The 16,749-nt window shown below is 64.7% G+C and carries 15 protein-coding genes; 8 read left to right on the top strand and 7 right to left on the bottom strand.

Annotated elements, in window-relative coordinates; translation table 11 throughout:
• Positions 1-75 precede the first annotated feature (75 nt).
• Together JG747_RS10405 and JG747_RS10400 are read left to right on the top strand one after the other, a co-directional pair.
• A complete protein-coding gene (locus JG747_RS10405) occupies positions 76-1,260 on the top strand; it encodes a pyridoxal phosphate-dependent aminotransferase (RefSeq protein WP_202361720.1) in 1,185 nt (394 codons plus the stop codon).
• 149 nt (positions 1,261-1,409) lie between these two features.
• Positions 1,410-1,784 (top strand): YciI family protein, encoded by a 375-nt coding sequence (locus JG747_RS10400; RefSeq protein ID WP_202361719.1) that lies wholly within the window; start codon positions 1,410-1,412, stop codon positions 1,782-1,784.
• Positions 1,785-1,805: 21 nt separating this feature from the next.
• Here the strand turns inward: JG747_RS10400 and JG747_RS10395 are convergent, their stop codons facing one another.
• From JG747_RS10395 to trhO, 3 genes are all read right to left on the bottom strand, one after another.
• The gene (locus JG747_RS10395; RefSeq protein WP_010911332.1) at positions 1,806-2,561 is read right to left on the bottom strand and encodes an SDR family oxidoreductase; all 756 of its coding nucleotides are present in this window, start codon (positions 2,559-2,561) and stop codon (positions 1,806-1,808) included.
• A gap of 301 nt (positions 2,562-2,862) precedes the next feature.
• On the bottom strand, positions 2,863-3,603 hold the full coding sequence (locus JG747_RS10390; protein ID WP_019861027.1) for a tellurite resistance TerB family protein: 741 nt from the start codon (positions 3,601-3,603) through the stop codon (positions 2,863-2,865).
• A 117-nt stretch (positions 3,604-3,720) separates the two neighbouring features.
• Positions 3,721-4,650 carry an oxygen-dependent tRNA uridine(34) hydroxylase TrhO gene (trhO, locus tag JG747_RS10385; RefSeq protein WP_202361718.1) on the bottom strand — a complete coding sequence of 310 codons (930 nt, stop codon included), beginning with the start codon at positions 4,648-4,650 and terminating at the stop codon, positions 3,721-3,723.
• Between the two features lie 191 nt (positions 4,651-4,841).
• Between trhO and JG747_RS10380 the strand changes: the two genes are divergently transcribed.
• Complete coding sequence (locus tag JG747_RS10380) at positions 4,842-5,480, top strand: 2-dehydro-3-deoxy-phosphogluconate aldolase (protein ID WP_027047366.1); 639 nt, start codon at positions 4,842-4,844, stop codon at positions 5,478-5,480.
• Positions 5,481-5,492: 12 nt separating this feature from the next.
• Here the strand turns inward: JG747_RS10380 and JG747_RS10375 are convergent, their stop codons facing one another.
• On the bottom strand, positions 5,493-6,242 hold the full coding sequence (locus JG747_RS10375) for an SDR family NAD(P)-dependent oxidoreductase (protein ID WP_202361717.1): 750 nt from the start codon (positions 6,240-6,242) through the stop codon (positions 5,493-5,495).
• A gap of 130 nt (positions 6,243-6,372) precedes the next feature.
• Here JG747_RS10375 and JG747_RS10370 point away from each other — a divergent pair, with 130 nt between their 5' ends.
• The gene (locus tag JG747_RS10370) at positions 6,373-7,266 is read left to right on the top strand and encodes an AraC family transcriptional regulator (protein ID WP_202361716.1); all 894 of its coding nucleotides are present in this window, start codon (positions 6,373-6,375) and stop codon (positions 7,264-7,266) included.
• Positions 7,267-7,366: 100 nt separating this feature from the next.
• Here the strand turns inward: JG747_RS10370 and JG747_RS10365 are convergent, their stop codons facing one another.
• The 3 genes from JG747_RS10365 to JG747_RS10355 form a co-directional block, all read right to left on the bottom strand.
• A complete protein-coding gene (locus JG747_RS10365) occupies positions 7,367-7,531 on the bottom strand; it encodes a hypothetical protein (RefSeq protein WP_202361715.1) in 165 nt (54 codons plus the stop codon).
• Positions 7,532-7,709: 178 nt separating this feature from the next.
• On the bottom strand, positions 7,710-9,548 hold the full coding sequence (locus tag JG747_RS10360) for a DUF882 domain-containing protein (RefSeq protein ID WP_244748361.1): 1,839 nt from the start codon (positions 9,546-9,548) through the stop codon (positions 7,710-7,712).
• Between the two features lie 606 nt (positions 9,549-10,154).
• Positions 10,155-11,690, bottom strand: coding sequence for a sigma-54-dependent transcriptional regulator (locus JG747_RS10355; protein ID WP_069093528.1), 1,536 nt, complete (start codon positions 11,688-11,690; stop codon positions 10,155-10,157).
• A 159-nt stretch (positions 11,691-11,849) separates the two neighbouring features.
• On the opposite strand from JG747_RS10355, the gene JG747_RS10350 reads away from it, so the two are divergent.
• From JG747_RS10350 to JG747_RS10335, 4 genes are all read left to right on the top strand, one after another.
• On the top strand, positions 11,850-13,688 hold the full coding sequence (locus JG747_RS10350) for a M3 family oligoendopeptidase (protein WP_202361713.1): 1,839 nt from the start codon (positions 11,850-11,852) through the stop codon (positions 13,686-13,688).
• A 360-nt stretch (positions 13,689-14,048) separates the two neighbouring features.
• Entirely contained in the window at positions 14,049-14,816 is a 768-nt protein-coding gene (locus JG747_RS10345) for an NADH dehydrogenase (RefSeq protein ID WP_038649407.1), read from the top strand.
• 157 nt (positions 14,817-14,973) lie between these two features.
• Positions 14,974-16,131: an aminodeoxychorismate synthase component I gene (locus JG747_RS10340; protein ID WP_420871156.1), complete on the top strand. Its 1,158-nt coding sequence runs from the start codon at positions 14,974-14,976 to the stop codon at positions 16,129-16,131.
• On the top strand, positions 16,080-16,742 hold the full coding sequence (locus JG747_RS10335; RefSeq protein WP_202361712.1) for an aminotransferase class IV family protein: 663 nt from the start codon (positions 16,080-16,082) through the stop codon (positions 16,740-16,742). Before JG747_RS10340 ends, JG747_RS10335 begins: the two co-directional genes overlap by 52 nt.
• Positions 16,743-16,749: the final 7 nt, after the last annotated feature.

Below are 16,749 nucleotides of genomic sequence, written 5' to 3'. Positions count from 1 at the left end.
CCAATCCGTTTGACTTTTGCGGGCCGAAGCTCACAAAAACGCAACCCCACAGTAAGAACCACACGGACGGGAAAAATGCTCCACACGATTTCGGCCTTCGACCGTCTCGGCGAGGAAAATGCCTTCGCGGTGCTCGCGAGGGCGACCGCTCTGGCCCAACAGGGTCGCGACATCGTCAATCTCGGCATCGGCCAACCTGACTTCAAGACGCCGCAGCACATCGTCGAGGCCGCGATCAAGGCGCTGCGTGACGGCCACCACGGCTACACGCCCGCCAACGGGCTTCTGGCAACGCGCGAGGCGGTGGTGCGGCGCACGCTGACCACCACCGGCGTCGAGGTCTCGCCCGAGACGGTGATGATCCTGCCGGGCGGCAAGCCGACCATGTTCGCCGCCATCCTGATGTTCGGTGAACCCGGCGCCGAGATCCTCTATCCCGACCCCGGCTTTCCCATCTACCGCTCGATGATCGAATTCACCGGTGCGGCCCCCATTCCCGTGCCGATGCGCGAGGAAAACGGCTTTGCCTTTTCGGCCGAGGAAACGCTGGCGCTGATCACCTCCAAGACCAGGCTCTTGATCCTCAACTCGCCGGCCAACCCGACCGGCGGCGTCACGCCGCGCGCCGAAATCGAGAAGCTGGTCAAGGGGCTGGAGAAGCACCCCGATGTCGCCATCCTCTCCGACGAGATCTACGACGTGATGACCTATGACGGCGAGACGCATTGCTCGCTGCTCGGCTTCCCCGAGATCCGCGACCGGCTGATCGTGCTCAATGGCTGGTCCAAGACCTGGGCGATGACCGGCTGGCGCATGGGCTGGTCGATCTGGCCGAACGGCGACAAGGGTGCCCATCTCTACGACAAGGTACGCAAGCTGGCGGTCAATTGCTGGTCCTGCGTCAACGCGCCGAGCCAGTTCGCCGGCATCGCGGCCATCGATGGCCCGCAGGACGATGTCGACACGATGATGCGCGCCTTCGACCGCCGCAGGAAGGTCGTGGTCGAGGGGCTGAACGCTCTGCCCAACGTTTCCTGCATCACGCCCAAGGGCGCGTTCTACGCCTTCCCCAATGTCTCGAAGACCGGCTGGAAGGCAAAGAAACTCGCCTCCGCACTGCTCGACGACGCCGGCGTGGCGCTGATCGGCGGCCCCGATTTCGGCATTCTCGGCGAAGGCTATGTCAGGCTCTCCTACGCCAACTCCGAGGAGAACATCTTGCGCGCGCTGGAACGGATCGGGGCGTTCCTCGCCAAGTGAGGCTTGGCGTCTGCCGCGCGGGTCGGGATGGTTTGTGGCCGGCTGCCATGGCGGTGTCATGAGCCGTCCGCAGGCAAGCGGCCAAGACTGGGCGTGCATCTCCAGAACGGCTACGGTCCTCGGATAAGGATCGAAGTGAGGTTCCTCGTATGTTTTATGCAATCCTTGCCTATCACGTGGAAGACGCGATCAAGGCGCTGACGCCGCAGGAAGATACGGCACTGATGGCCGAGTTGCTGAAGATCAACACAAGGCTTCGTGAGGAAGGCACGCTTGGACCGTCTGCGCGTCTGGGGGCGACACAGGATGCCTTCACCTTGCGCGGTCCGGGCGACGGCGTGGTCATCGACGGTCCTTTCGCCGAGACCAAGGAACAATTGCTCGGCCTCTATGTCGTCGACTGCGCCACGCGGGACGAGGCCATCGCGATCGCCCGCGACCTTCGCCGTGTCAATCCGACCGCCGTTTACGAGATCAGGCCCATTCTGCTTTTCAAGCCCGGCGCGCCGCTGGCGGGCAAATGAGCCGGCGGCGAAAGCCCGGCCTTACCCACGCCCGACGAACGGCATCTTGGTTGCCATCACGGTCATGAACAGTACGTTCGCCTCGAGCGGCAGGCTGGCCATGTGGACGACGGCATCGGCGACGTGCTGGACATCCATCACCGCTTCGGCGGCGATGGAGCCATTGGCCTGTGGCACGCCGACGGTCATCGGCTGCGCCATGTCGGTCAGCGCATTGCCGATGTCGATCTGGCCGCAGGCGATGTCGTAGGGCCGGCCGTCGAGCGCCAGCGTCTTGGTCAGGCCGGTGATGGCATGCTTGGTCGCCGTATACGGCACCGAGCCCGGGCGCGGCGCATAGGCTGACACCGAACCATTGTTGATGATGCGCCCACCCATCGGCCGCTGCTTGCGCATGGCGCCGAAGGCGGCGCGGGCGCACAGGAACGAACCGGTGAGATTGACGCCGACAATATCGTTCCACACTTCGACCGGGATCTCGTCGATCGGCGTCGACTTGTAACCCATGCCGGCATTGTTGAAGAGCAGGTCGACGCGGCCAAAGGCTTCCGCCACCGTTTCGAACAGATCGTCGACCTCGCCAGCCTTGCTGATGTCGCAGGCGACCGCCAGTGCCTTGGCCTCGGTCCGGCCTGCCTCGACGATCGCGGCATCCAGCACCGCTTTGCGGCGGCCGCAGAACACCGTGTTCCAGCCGGCCTTGAGCAGCGCCGTGGCGACGCTCTTGCCGATGCCTGTGCCGGCGCCGGTGACGATGGCGGTTCTTTCTTCGGTCATGGCTGATGTCCTCCGGCAGCGCCGAGCGTGCCCGACTGATTTTCAGGATCTGGCTCGGCAGAAGGCATCGCAAATGACGGCAGCGATGGCAAGCGGACCTGCGCGAGCATGCCCTCGAAAAATCATGTCCGGTTTTCGGAGAAAGCCCCGGCATGGGCCGACAAAAAGGGCGGTCATTGGCGACCGCCCTGATCTGAACCGGGCTTGGGAGGAGGAAAAGCCGATCCGACTGTGTAGAATCATGCGCTTCCTGAGTTAACGAAAGGTTAACGCGCAAAGACGGCCTGTCCCGATCTGACCCTTACCAGCGTGGGTTGGGCGAAGTCCCGGCCTTAGTTGCGGGAACCTTGGCCGCCGAAACCGTCGCCTCGACATGGTCGACCAGCGCGTCCGGCAGGCCAAGCCGGCCGGCAAGCAGGTCGAGATAGCCGCGCTCGGCGCGCGTGTCGGGATCGATGGTGAGACGCGATGCCGTGTAGAGTTCGAGCTTCTGCGCGTCGGTCTTGGCCTCCGCCACCAGCGTGTCGAGGTCGAGCGGCCGTTCCAGCTCCGCCATCAGGAATTTCTCGGCATCGGCGTCGATCCCCGAAAGGCTGAGCTTGCCGGCGATCTTCTTGCGCTCCTCGTCGTCGACATGGCCGTCGGCCTTGGCCGCCGAGATCATCGCCCGCACCAGGGTCAGCGTGAACTCATCCTCGCCCTGCGGCGCCTGCGACGGATGGAAGGCGGTGTCCTTGGGCGGCGGCAGCAATTCCGGTTCGCCGGCGGCGGGCGCCTGCTCCGGGGCGTTGCCGGCCTTGTAGTTCTGGTAGGCCTTATAGGCGAGGCCGCCGATCGCTGCCAATCCACCCAGCTTCACCGCGGCACCTGTCACCTCGCGGCCGGCCCCTGTTCCAAGCAGCACCGCTGCCAGCGCACCGGCGGCCAGCGGGTTGTCCTTGGCCATCTGCACGGCCTGACCCGCCTTGTCGCGGACGGTGCCGCTGGTGCCAGGAATTTGCGAGCCGAGCAGATCGTCGAGAAGCTTCTTGGGATCGAACATTCAGTGCCTCCAGCTTTTGCCCGGCCGAACGGGCAGGTTTCGAACGCCGAAGACGTAGGTCCCGAAACCTGACATTGCAATGACAGGCCGCCGCTTTGCCGGGCTCCCTCGCCCGGATCAGGACCCGATATGCGGCCCCTTGCCCCGCGCCTGCGCAAGCTCGACCTGCCGCTGGCGCTCGGCGTAGCGCTGACGGTCCTCGTCGGTGCGGGCGTCGAAGCAATGCGGGCAAGAAATGCCTGCGGCATATCTGGGCGATGCCAACTCACTCGCCGTCAGCGGATGGCGGCAGGCACGGCAGAGTTGCGCGTCACCCTCGGCGAGACCGTGCGACACCGAAACTCGTTCATCGAAGACGAAGCACTCGCCTTGCCACAGGCTCTGCTCCGCCGGAACCTCCTCGAGGTACTTGAGGATGCCGCCCTTGAGATGGAACACATCCTTGAAGCCGAGCGACTTGACATAGGCGGTCGCCTTTTCGCAGCGTATGCCGCCGGTGCAGAACATCGCCACCTTGCGGCCCTCGAGCTCCTCCCGGTGCGCTTCCACCCAGGCCGGGAACTCGCGAAAGCTCGCGGTCGCCGGATCGACCGCGCCCTTGAACGTGCCGATCGAAACCTCGTAGGCATTGCGCGTGTCGATGACGATCGTGTCGGGCTCGGAAATCAGCGCGTTCCAGTCGGCGGGCGCGACATAGGTGCCGGCACTCGCCACTGGGTCGATATCTTCGACGCCCATGGTAACGATCTCGCGCTTCAGCCGCACCTTCATGCGGTGGAACGGCATGTCCGCGGCACTGCTGAACTTGACCTCCAGGCCGGCCAACCCGTCGATGGCTTCGATGCAGTCGATGAGCTCGGCGATCGCTTCTTCGCTGCCGGCGACGGTGCCGTTGATGCCTTCATGCGCAAGGAGCAGCGTGCCCTTGATGCCGCGTCCGCAGCAGAAGGCCGCGAGCGGCGCGCGCAGCGTCTCGAAGGCGTCGAGCCGGGCAAACCGGTAGAGCGCGGCGACGCGGACGGGCTGGGATGGGTCGGACGGTGTCATTGCCAGAGCAACTAGACGCTCGTAAAAGCCGATTCAAGGCGAAACGGACTTGGGTATCTTTCATGGCCCTGTCGGGATGGAGCCCGTAAGCTGCCTGGCGGCGCGTGACATCGCGACGCGACCGGTTTCGTGGACAGGCAAACACCCGTCTGCTAATCGGTTGAAATCACCCCTTGGCTATGGAGAGGCAGATGCCCAGCAAGACCGAAAAACTCCTGTCGCTCCTCAACGGCCAGCCGGTCATCCCGGTGCTGAAGATCGATGATGTCGCCAACGCCGTGCCGTTGGCCCGTGCCCTGGCACGTGGCGGCCTGCCGGCGATCGAGATCACGCTGCGGACCGCCGACGCGCTGGAAGCGATCCGGCGGGTGGCGGCCGAGGTCGAGGAAGCCATTGTCGGCGCCGGCACCATTCTGGACAGCAGGCAGTTCGACGAGGCGGCCAGAGCCGGCTCGCGCTTCATCGTCAGCCCCGGCATCACGCGCGAGCTTCTGGCGGCCGCCGCCGACAGCGAGGTTCCGCTGCTGCCCGGCGCCATCACGCCCGGCGAGATCATGGCCGCGCGCGAGGCGGGTCTGCGCTTCCTGAAATTCTTCCCGGCCGAGCAGTCCGGCGGCATCGCCTCGCTGAAGGCTTTCGCCTCGCCGTTGGCCGACGTGAAATTCTGCCCGACCGGCGGCATCACCGGCAAGAACGCCGCCGACTACCTCAGCCTGCCCAACGTCATCTGCGTCGGCGGCTCCTGGGTCGCGCCCGACGACATGGTCAAGGCCGGCAAATGGGACGAGATCGAAGCGCTCGCACGCGCTGCCAGCCAGCTCAGGAAATAGCCTGGCCCTCACTCACCAGGGCAACGGACCGTTCTCGTCGAAATAGCCGCCGGTCGGCCCGCCAGCCTCTTGCATCGCCAGATGCACGATGACCCCGGCGGCCTGCTGCACCGTACGGCCGCCTCTGTGCGCATTGAGGTCCGTCGCGGTGTAGCCGGGAGCGGCGGCGTTGACCATGATGCCGCGCGGCGAAAGCTCCCTGGCAAACGCCACGGTGATGGCGTTGAGTGCGGTCTTCGAGCTGCCGTAGCCCATGATATTGGGCGACTGGATGTTGCCGGCGGCGCGCGCGATCGAGCCGAGATAGCTGCTGACCATGACGATACGGGCGGCCGGCGCAGCCAGGAGCAGCGGCAGGAAGGCCTGGGTGACGCGAACCGGGCCGAAGACGTTGACGTCATAGGTGGCCTGCATGTCGGCGACATCCTCGCGGCTTGGCGGCCGTTCGTAGCGGCCGTCAGGTCCGAGCGCGTCGACATAGCCTGGGGCAATGCCGGCATTGTTGACCAGCACGTCGAGGCTGGAGACCTGCGCCGTCAAGTTTCTGGCCGCCGCCGCGACGCTGTCGTCGCTGGCGACGTCGAGCGCGAGCCATTCGACGTCGAGCCCTTCATTGCGCAACACCCTTGCCGCAGCCTCCCCGCGCTCGGCATCGCGGGCGCCGAGCCAGACCTTGAACCCCATGGCCGCCAGCCGGCGGGCGGTTTCGAGGCCGATGCCCTTGTTGGCCCCGGTGATCAGCGCATTCGTTTTCGTCGTCATGTCCACATCTCCTTCTTTGAAACCCAGACATGACGTGCGCCGGCCGATTTGGCGCGCCGGATACTCGCGTCCTCTTGCCTAATCCTCTCAACCGGTTGCGCGGCCTGCATGGATCGGCAATGCTGAAGACATGGAAGACGCCCTGCAGGAACTGATCGCGATCGCCGGCCGCCATGCGCATGGGCGGCGCACAAAGACGGCCATCCCGCGGGTTACGATCGGCCGCAGCGAGGTTCCGACCCCGCCGCTGCCCGAGCTTTGCCAACCGACGGTGCTGTTCGTGCTGCAAGGTGCGAAGACTGTGCTGATCGGCGACCGCACGCTTCGCTACGGCGCCGGCAGCTATTTCGTCTATGCGGTGGAGACGCCCGCCACCAGCCAGCTGATCGAGGCGAGCAGCGCCCGTCCTTACATGGCCATCGCCTTCGCCCTCGATGTCGAGCTGATCGCCAGCCTGCTTATCGACCACAAGCCGGCGGTCGACGGCGACAGCTTCGTGACCAACCGGCTGGATGACGAACTGCTCGATGCCTGGCACCGCATGCTGCGGCTGCTCGACCGTCCGTCCGAAATTCCGGTGCTGGCGCCCATGCTCGAACGCGAGATCGCGTTTCGCTTGCTGCAGGGGCCGCAAGGCGCCAAGCTGCGCCAGCTCGCGCGCGCTGACGGCCGCCTGTCGCAGATCCGCCGCGCCACCGCCTGGATACGATCGCACTACAACGAGCCTATCGATGTGACGGAACTGGCCGCGCTGGCCCATATGAGCAACGCTTCGTTCCACCGCCACTTCAAGGCGGCGACGGCCATGAGCCCGATCCAGTACCAGAAGCAGGTCCGGCTGCTGGAGGCGCGTCATCTGCTGATAGCAGAACCGGGCAGCGCCGCGCGTGTCGCCTTTGCCGTCGGCTATGAAAGCGCATCCCAGTTCAGCCGGGAATATGCGCGCCATTTCGGATTGCCGCCGGCGCGTGACGCCGCACGGCTTCTGGCCAGAGGCGAGGCAGCCACGCTGGAAATCGACTAAGGCTCGCAACCAGGACCTACGCGCTGCATCAGCTGGCACGAAAAGGCCCGGCCGACTCCCGCCGACCGGGCCGATTCTCCCGGATCCTATCGGTTCCGGATCAGTGGCAGACCCTGACCTTCTCGGTCACCCTGTGATGGTGCACCCAATGCGTGACCAGCCTGGTCCTGCAGTGATGCTTGCCATTCTTGATGATCACGGTTTCGGCTTGCGATGGAGCGATCGCGGCAGATGCTGCAACCAATGCCAGTAGAATCTTCTTCATGAATATCCTCAGGTTGGAACGCACACACACTAACCCGGAAATGAGGGTGCCGTTCCGGCCTCACGAGAAGTTCAGCCGCGTGTGATGCCCAGCATCACGGCATCGCATCTGCCGCAACCTGAAAAGCAAAAAGCCGCGCCGGTTGCCCAGCGCGGCTTCTGTTTTATCTGGCCAGCCGCTACTTCGTCTGGAAGCGGGCGACCGACAGGAACTTGACGGCGTTGCCGGTGAAGCGGCTGGGATCTGGCGCCTGGGCGTCGGTCTGGAAGCCGGCCGTATAGACCTCGCTCGGCGGCGTATGCACGATGTTGTAGGCATAGCCCGGCGCCGTCGTCGCGCTCGAAACGGTGGCGACGTTGTCGCCGCTGGTCAGCGCCCAGCGGGCGGCCTGGGGCGCCGCGGCGACCACCATGGCCCTGGGGCCCGGCTTCTGGTCGCGAGCGGTGGCCCTGGCTTCCTTGCGGGTTGTCTTCACGCCGGCGCCGATCGCTGCGGCCGGATCGGAACCGGCCGGACGGGCGGCAACGGCCTGGCGCGGCGAGGCGACATCGACGTAAGACGGATCGTTGAAGGCCGAGCGCGGCTCTTCGGAGAGCGACGCAACCTTGTATTCGTCCGCATTGCCGACCTGCTTGTATTCGTCGGCATTGCCGACCTGGGCGTTGGCCTCGTCGAGCACGGCCTTGACGGCGTCCGGCTTGGCCGGCTCGGGCCGCGCAGAGGGTAGCACCGAGAACGCATCCGTCGCGGTCTTGCCCTTTTCGGCCGTATCCGCCAGCGCCATCAGCACATCCTTGCTGGGCGGCGGCGCGAGATCCGCCGGCAGCGTGCGTTCAGGACGCCATGTCGGCACAGGGATATTGTTGACGGCAACCTGCGCCGGATCGGCGGCAGCCGCCGCCGCGAGCGCTGCGGGGTCAGCCTTGCCGAACGGCATGTTCGCCGGCGCCTGCGCGGTCGCCACGGCCTGTTCGGTGGTAGCCGTCGCGTCCGCCATGGCGAACGGAACGTTCTCAGGCTGCGCGCCGACATCGGCCTTCGGCCGCGGCGCGAAATCGGGCAGCGGAATCTCCTTGGCCGGCAGCGCGGCGATGATCGTTTCCGGCGTATCCTTTTCCGGTTCCGGCGCCTGCTCGTCGGCAATCTGCGGAACGTTGGCGCGCTGCGCATTCTCGGGCGCCACGATGGCGATGCCCGGCAGGTTGCCGCTCTTGGCGGTCGCGGCCGGCTTCAGGTTTCTGGGCTTGGGCGCGGGGGCGGCCGAAGCGGTCTCGACATCGGCGCTGTCGTCGGCTTCGTCGTCGCCGCCACCGCCGAACAAAGCGGAAAGGAAGCCACCGGATTTTTTGCCGCTGCCGCCAGCACTCGCAAGCTCGACATTGGGCGTACCAGCACCCTTGCGTGCCTTGTAGGCGGCCATCGCCTGCTCATAGCCGGGAAGCGGACGGCCGTCGCTCGGCACATGCAGCGTCTTGCCGTTGGGGAATAGGCTGACCAGTTCCTGGCGGCTGATGCCGGGCCAGTGGCGCACATTGCCGACATCCATATGGACGAACGGCGAACCGGAGGTCGGGTAGTAACCGACGCCACCGCCCTGCATCTTCAGGCCGATGTTGCGCAGCTTCTTCAGCGGCACGCCGGGAATATAGAAATCCATCGCCTTGCCGAGCATATGCTGGCTCTTCTCGGCGACACCGCGGCTGCGGCTGCGCAGCATCGAATTGGTCGCCGGCGAACGGTAGCCGCACACAACCTGGATATAGTCGGTGGCGCCGCTTTCGCGATAGGCCTCCCAGACCAGGTCCAGCAAGCGCGGATCCATCTTGGTCGGTTCATTGCGGCGCCAGTCGCGCAGGATGATGTTGATCTTGCGCAGGCCCTCGGGAACGTAGCGGCCGTTGCGCTTGTAGACGATCTCGGCCTTTTCGTGCGTGTGCAGGTGATAAAGCTTCAGCGTACGTGTTTCGGCGCTGGCGCCGGTGGCCGCCGCGGCAACAAAACCAAAAGCGACAATCACCGCTGCCAGCCATCTCGGCCAGACGCTCAAATGATCATGACGCCCGTTTTTGAGTCGTTCGATTCTGTTCAAATCAAAAGGCCTTGCAGGCTGCCGTTTGTCCCCGGATTTGCCCAAACGGATGTGTCGTTTTCACATCCGAATATCGATCCTAATGGTTAATCATCGCTTATTGAAGCCGAAATGCGGTAACACCATGGCGATATCCCGTCAAAAATTGTTCACAAGGTTTCTTGGTAAACCGCTGGTTTAGATCAGGATTCCGGCTTTGGCCGAACACGATCTGTTACCGTTAGCGTTAATGCGTGAACAGAGCTGTCCACAGGCATGCCATATTCCAGACGAAACCCCGATAGAGGGCCAATCCTGCCATTGCAAGCTGGTCCCGGCCTTGTGCCGGAAACGCGAACCTGGTTTTTGGAAGAGATCCAGCGCTCCCAAGTTGTGTTGAGATCCAGGTCAGGCCGAGCCGAAAACGGTTGATACCGAGAACGGGAGCGGAGCATACTTTTTGTAGGTGAGCACAGTTCTACTGCGACGCAGTAGAACGGGGAAGCGCAGGAAGCCGCCGTTTGCAGGCCGGCCTCACCTGAATATCAACGCACCTTAGGAAGCGAGGCGGTCGACACGACCCGTCTCCGGGTCGATGCCGTATTCCTTGAGCTTGCGGTACAGCGTCGAGCGTCCGATGCCGAGGCGGCGGGCGACTTCACTCATCTGACCGTTGTAGTGGTCGATGGCGAGCTTGATCATCTCGAGTTCGACATCGGCCAGCGCCCGCACATTGCCGCGTTCGTCGAGCGCCCGCAGCGTGCCGAATCTGGGCTGAAGCAGGGTCGGCCGATCCTGCTCGGCGGCTGGAGCGGCATCGCCGACCAGGTCCCCCTCATCGCGGAGTTCCGGAGGCGATGACAGGCGAGGTGCCGTGTCGTCCGTTTCGAGATTGACCGTGCCTTCCACCTGCGCGCGGATCTGCGGAAAATCATCGACATCGAGCACATCGCCTTCACACAGCACCGAGGCGCGGAAGACGGCGTTTTCGAGCTGCCTTATGTTGCCGGGCCAGTCATAGGCCTCCAGCACGGCAAGCGCTGCCGGCGAAATGCCTTGCAGGCGATGGCGCGGGTCGGCGGGCGCCACCTTTTCCATGAAATGCGTGACCAGATGCGGAATGTCGTCGCGGCGGTCGCGCAGCGGCGGCACGAAGATCGGGTAGACGTTGAGCCGGTAGAACAGGTCCTCGCGGAACTTGCCGTCCTTGACCTGCTGCAGGAGGTTGCGATGCGTCGCCGATATCAGCCTGATATCGACCTTGACGGTCGAACGGCCGCCGACCGGATCGACCTCGCCCTCCTGCACGGCGCGCAACAGCTTGACCTGCACGTCGAGCGGCAGGTCGCCGATCTCGTCGAGGAACAGCGTGCCCGAATGCGCTTCGACGAACTTGCCGGTGTGCTTGTCGGTGGCACCGGTGAAGGAGCCCCTCTCGTGGCCGAACAGGATCGATTCGACCAGATTGTCGGGAATGGCGCCGCAATTGACGGTGACGAAGGGTTTCGAGCGGCGGTCGCCGCTGCCCTGAATGGCGCGCGCCACCAATTCCTTGCCGACGCCGGATTCGCCTTCGATCAGGATCGGGATGTTGGATCCGGCCGCTTTCTGTCCGAGGCGTATCACCCTGTCCATGGCCGGGCTGTGGGTGATCATGTCCCTGAACGTCAGCAATCCGCCGCGCTTGCGCGACGTGCGCTTGACCTCGCCCTCGACCGCTTCGACTTTCAGTGCATTGGCGATCGAGGCCTGAAGCCTGTCGGGTGACGCCGGCTTGACGACGAAATCGAAGGCGCCGTGGCGCATCGCCGACACCACGGTGTCGATGCCGCCCTGGGCGGTCTGCACGATGACCGGGACGGTGATGTCGCGTTCGCGCATCGCTTTCAGCACGCCGATGCCGTCGAGACCGGGCATGACCAGGTCGAGAATGACCACGCAGATGTCGCGGGCGCCAGGCCCGTCGAGCGCATCGAGGCCAGCCTCGCCGCCGTCGACGACGATTGCCGTGTGGCCGAACCGCGTCACCGCCGCCTCGAGCAGCCGGCGCTGCACGGGATCGTCATCGACTATGAGTATGGAACCTGTCATGACTGTCTTGAACTGCCCGCGCCCGAAATCCCCATGGATCATCTTGGCACAGGGTTCTAAATAAGGTTTCAAAAAACCCGGTGAACGAATTCCTTACGATTTGACCGGCTTGCCTGATCCCCTTGATTCTGACCTCATATTTCACAGAAGGTATTGTCGATGCGCATGATGTTTGGTCGGCGGCTTGCGGCACCGGCGTCCGGTCAGGGCGCGGCCGAGCTTGGCGATCTGCCGGAATGGAACCTTGCCGACCTCTATGCCGGCATGGAAGCCCCGGAACTGAAGCGTGACATCGCCAGGGCAGCCGCCGACGCGATCGCTTTCGAGACCCGCTGGAAGGGCACGCTCGCCGCCGAGGCCGGGCGCGGCGGCGCCGGCAAGCTGGGCGAGGCGCTGGTCGCCTACGAGGCACTGGAGGAACTGATCGGCCGCATCGTCTCCTATGCCGGCCTCGTCTATGCCGGCAACACCGCCGATCCGCAGCGTGCCAAGCTCTATGGCGACATCCAGGAGAAGATGACCGACGCCAGCGCGCATCTCCTGTTCTTCGCGCTTGAACTGAACCTGATCGACGACGACGCGATCGAAAGCGCGCTCACCAGCGATCCCGCTTTCGGCCACTACCGGCCCTGGGTGCTCGACCTCAGAATGGACAAACCCTACCAGCTCGAGGACCGCGTCGAGCAGCTTTTCCACGAGAAGTCGATCACCGGGCGCGGCGCCTGGAACCGCCTGTTCGACGAGACGATGGCCGACCTTCGCTTCGACGTCGACGGCGAGGAACTGACGCTGGAGCCAGCCCTCAATCGCCTGCAGGATGCCGATGGCGAGGTGCGCCGCCGCGCCTCCGAGGCGCTGGCCGCGACCTTCCGCAGGAATTTGCGCACCTTCACCCTGATCACCAACACGCTGGCCAAGGACAAGGAAATTTCCGACCGCTGGCGCGGCTTCGAGGACATTGCCGATTCCCGCCATCTCGCCAACCGCGTCGAGCGCGGCGTGGTCGACGCCCTCGCCACCGCGGTGCGCGAGGCCTATCCGCGCCTGTCGCATCGCTACTACGCGATGAAGGCGCGCTGGCTCGGCATGGACGTGATGAACCACTGGGACCGCAACGCGCCGCTGCCGGAGACGCCGCAATCCGTGATCGGCTGGGACGAAGCACGCAACACCGTGCTGTCCGCCTATCAGCGCTTCTCGCCCGAGATGGCCGAGATCGCGCGCACCTTCTTCGACCGCAACTGGATCGACGCGCCGGTGCGCCCGGGCAAGTCGCCAGGTGCCTTTGCCCATCCGACCGTGCCGTCGGCCCATCCCTATGTGCTGCTCAACTACATGGGCAAGCCGCGCGACGTGATGACGCTGGCGCATGAACTCGGCCACGGCGTGCACCAGGTGCTGGCCGCCGGCCAGGGCGCGCTGATGGCCTCGACGCCGCTGACGCTGGCCGAGACGGCGTCGGTCTTCGGCGAGATGCTGACCTTCCGCTCGCTGCTCGAGCAGACCACCGACCGGCGCGAGCGCAAGGCCATGCTCGCCCAGAAGGTCGAGGACATGATCAACACGGTGGTGCGCCAGATCGCCTTCTACGAATTCGAGCGCAAGGTGCATGCCGAGCGCCGCAACGGCGAACTGACATCCGACAGGCTCGGCCAGTTCTGGCTGGAAGTGCAGGCCGAAAGCCTCGGCCCGGCGATCAAGCTGCGCGAGGGTTACGAGGTGTTCTGGACCTACATCCCGCACTTCATTCATTCGCCGTTCTACGTCTATGCCTATGCGTTCGGCGACTGCCTGGTGAACTCGCTCTACGCCGTCTACCAGAACGCCGAGCGCGGTTTTCAGGACAAGTATTTCGAGATGCTGCGCGCCGGCGGCACCAAGCATCATTCGCAGCTTCTGGCGCCCTTTGGCCTCGACGCCACCGATCCCGCCTTTTGGCAGATCGGGCTCGGTGTCATCAGCGGCCTGATCGATGAACTGGAAATGCTCGACGGCTGAGACGCTCTCGCTTGCAAAGAACAGTTTAGCCGGAATGCATGTTGGAACGGCACTGTTCTTTCGCTAAATATTTGTTCTTGAAGAACTCTAGGCGGAAGTTTTTCCCATAGCTTTCCACAAGCTCTATGATAGCCTTCGCCGCAAGCTCAGCCGGAGCCTATGCGGATCGGCGAGGGAGAATCTCAGCCGGTCCTGACGCTCAGGCGAACGCGACAACGGCCGTTGGCCATGGGCTGGAGAAGCCGATCGCCGACAGCTCGAACCGAAGCCGGCTGTTCTGCGAACCCGCGGAACCATCACCGAGTAGTCCATCGCCGAAGGTCATGACCCACGGCAGACGGATCTGACTGGAGAGAGACAATGGGCACTTTTTTCTACGTGGTCCTGGCGTTCCTTGTAGGCGTTTTGGTTGGCTGGTTCATCTGGGGTCGCCTGCGTGGTGAGCTCGACAGTTTGCGCGGCGACCTCGACCGCACCCGCGGCGAGCGCGACAAGCTGCGTGCCGACAGCGATCGCCTGACCGGCGAACTCAATGCATGCGGCAAGACCCGCGCCGACCTCGAGCGCCAGTTGCGCGACGCGCAGACGGGTGGAGCAAAGGCCGCCAGTCAGCCGCCGGCCGCCCTGATGTCAACGCCGGCGGCAGCCAAATCCGCTCCGGCGGCGGCCAAGGCTGCGCCTGCCAAACCAGCCGCGAAGGCGGCGCCGGCGAAGGCTGCCGCCGCCAAGTCGGCTGCACCGAAGCCCGCGGCCGCCAAGCCCGCCGCGAGCAAACCTGCTGCCTCCACGGCTTCGGCAGCAAAGAGTTCGGCCGCGCCCAAGCCGGCAGCCGCCAAGAAGGCCGCCCCGGCGGCAGCCAAGCCTGCGGCTGGCAAGCCCGACAATCTGCGCCGGCTGATCGGGATCGGCCCGGTCAACGAGAAGCTGCTCAAGGCGCAGGGCGTCACCACCTTCGCCCAGATCGCCGCCTGGACCGCAGCCGACATCAAGCGGATCGAGGACGTGATGAACTTCGACGGCCGCATCGCCCGCGAACGCTGGATCGACCAAGCCAAGCTGCTCGCCGCCGGCGACGAGAAGGAATTCGCCAAGCAGTTTCCGACAGCCGGAACCGCCAGCAACACCTGAGCGGCAAAGGCAGATCATCAAGCCGGCGGGGCCACAGGCCCCGCTGATTTCTTTTTGGCAGGCAAGGTCGCCACGAGGTCGGCTTTGAGGGGCAAGGTGCCGTTCCCTCGATTGCACGCGAGCGCCCCCCCATATAGAGCGATCGACGGCTTCATCGATCCTGGTCCCCATGTCCCTGCCCGCCGCCATTTTCCGCAACGACGAAAGCGCGCGTCAGCTCGTATTCGACCGGCCGGCCGATATCATCGTGGCGCATGAGGCCCGGGATTTCCAGGCGGCGCTGGAAGCAGCGCAGGCCGCGCACGACGCCGGCAAATGGCTGGCCGGCTATTTCTCCTACGAGGCCGGTTATCTGCTCGAGCCGAAACTCGTTCCGTTGCTGCCCAAGGGGCGTCGCGCGCCGCTGATCTGCCTCGGTGCTTTCGATGCTCCGGTCGAAGAAGCGGTGCCGCCACGCAACGCAGCAGCCCCGAACGGCCCGATCTTCGATGCGCGGGCGGCCTGGTCATTCGAGGACTATGAGAAACGCTTCTCGCGGCTGCACCAGCACATCAGGCAAGGCGATTGCTACCAGGGCAACCTGACCTTTCCGGTGCAGGCGCAATGGTCGGGCGACCCGCTTGCCGCCTTCGATGCGCTGACCGAACGCCAGCCGGTGAAGTACGGCGCGCTGGTGACGCTGGGCGATCCCATCGTGCTGTCGCGCTCGCCCGAACTGTTCTTCGAGATCAATGCGGCCGGGATGATCGAAACGCATCCGATGAAAGGCACGGCCCCGCGCGGCGCGACCAAGACCGAGGACGAGCGGCAGAAGACCTTCCTGCGCAACGATGAGAAGAACCAGGCCGAGAACCGGATGATCGTCGACCTCCTGCGCAACGATATCTCGCTGATCAGCGAGGTCGGCACGCTGGAAGTGCCGGAACTGTTCCGCATCGAGAGCTTCCCGACCGTCCACCAGATGGTGAGCGACGTCAGGGCGAAGCTGCTGCCGGGTCTCACCATTCGCCAGGTGTTTGCAGCACTGTTTCCCTGCGGCTCGATCACCGGCGCGCCGAAGATTCGCGCTATGGAGATCCTGCACGATCTGGAGAGCACGCCGCGCGACGTCTATTGCGGCGCCATCGGCTGGATCGCACCGGGGGGCACGATGCGCTTTTCCGTGGCGATCCGTACCATCTCGCTCTTTGCCAGCGGCGAGGCCGTCTACAATGTCGGCGGCGGCATCGTCTTCGATTCGACGCCCGAGGAGGAGTATCAGGAGTGTCTGCTCAAAGCCCGCTTCGCGACGGGAACACCGCCGATTTCGAGCTGATCGAAACCATGCGCTGGCAGCCCGGGACGGGCTTCCTGCGCTTCGATCGCCACCTTGCACGCCTCTATGGCTCGGCGGCGGAGCTCGGCTTCGCCTGCGATCCGCAACGGATAGCCGAGGTGTTGAGCGACGCCCTTGATGGCGCCCGAACCGCCATGCGCACGCGGCTCGCCTTGGCGCGCAACGGCGACGCGACGGCCTCGGCACAGCCCTACGAACCGCTCGCCGCCGACAAGGTCTGGGTGCTCCGGCTGGCGCGGACGCGGCTCGACTCAGGCAATACGCTGCTGCGCCACAAGACCAGCCGGCGCCAGCTCTACACCCATGCCCGTTCCGAGTATCTCGTCACCCAGGCCGACGAGGTGATCCTGGCCAATGAGCGCGGCGAAATCTGCGAAGGCACCATCACCAATGTCTTCGCCGATTTCGGCAACGGCGTGCTGGCAACGCCCCGGCTCGATTGCGGCCTGCTGCCTGGCGTATTGCGCGCCGAGCTTCTGGATGAAGGCCGGGCGGAAGAAGCAATCTACAGCTACGACGATCTGAAGTCGGCCAAGGCACTCTTTGTCGGCAATTCGCTGCGCGGCTTGATCCCCGCAAAGCTTGTGTGAACCCAAG

The sequence above is a fragment of the Mesorhizobium sp. 131-3-5 genome, assembly GCF_016756575.1.
Taxonomy (GTDB): Bacteria; Pseudomonadota; Alphaproteobacteria; order Rhizobiales; family Rhizobiaceae; genus Mesorhizobium; species Mesorhizobium jarvisii.
This window is presented reverse-complemented; position numbering and strand designations above follow the sequence as displayed.

Excerpts from the sequence above, each read along its gene's own strand:
- JG747_RS10365 (WP_202361715.1), bottom strand. The coding sequence starts at position 7,531 with ATGAAGAAGATTCTACTGGCATTGGTTGCAGCATCTGCCGCGATCGCT.
- JG747_RS10400 (WP_202361719.1), top strand. The coding sequence starts at position 1,410 with ATGTTTTATGCAATCCTTGCCTATCACGTGGAAGACGCGATCAAGGCG.
- JG747_RS10370 (WP_202361716.1), top strand. The coding sequence starts at position 6,373 with ATGGAAGACGCCCTGCAGGAACTGATCGCGATCGCCGGCCGCCATGCG.
- JG747_RS10350 (WP_202361713.1), top strand. The coding sequence starts at position 11,850 with ATGCGCATGATGTTTGGTCGGCGGCTTGCGGCACCGGCGTCCGGTCAG.
- JG747_RS10395 (WP_010911332.1), bottom strand. The coding sequence starts at position 2,561 with ATGACCGAAGAAAGAACCGCCATCGTCACCGGCGCCGGCACAGGCATC.
- JG747_RS10405 (WP_202361720.1), top strand. The coding sequence starts at position 76 with ATGCTCCACACGATTTCGGCCTTCGACCGTCTCGGCGAGGAAAATGCC.
- trhO (WP_202361718.1), bottom strand. The coding sequence starts at position 4,650 with ATGACACCGTCCGACCCATCCCAGCCCGTCCGCGTCGCCGCGCTCTAC.
- JG747_RS10390 (WP_019861027.1), bottom strand. The coding sequence starts at position 3,603 with ATGTTCGATCCCAAGAAGCTTCTCGACGATCTGCTCGGCTCGCAAATT.
- JG747_RS10355 (WP_069093528.1), bottom strand. The coding sequence starts at position 11,690 with ATGACAGGTTCCATACTCATAGTCGATGACGATCCCGTGCAGCGCCGG.
- JG747_RS10345 (WP_038649407.1), top strand. The coding sequence starts at position 14,049 with ATGGGCACTTTTTTCTACGTGGTCCTGGCGTTCCTTGTAGGCGTTTTG.
- JG747_RS10380 (WP_027047366.1), top strand. The coding sequence starts at position 4,842 with ATGCCCAGCAAGACCGAAAAACTCCTGTCGCTCCTCAACGGCCAGCCG.
- JG747_RS10375 (WP_202361717.1), bottom strand. The coding sequence starts at position 6,242 with ATGACGACGAAAACGAATGCGCTGATCACCGGGGCCAACAAGGGCATC.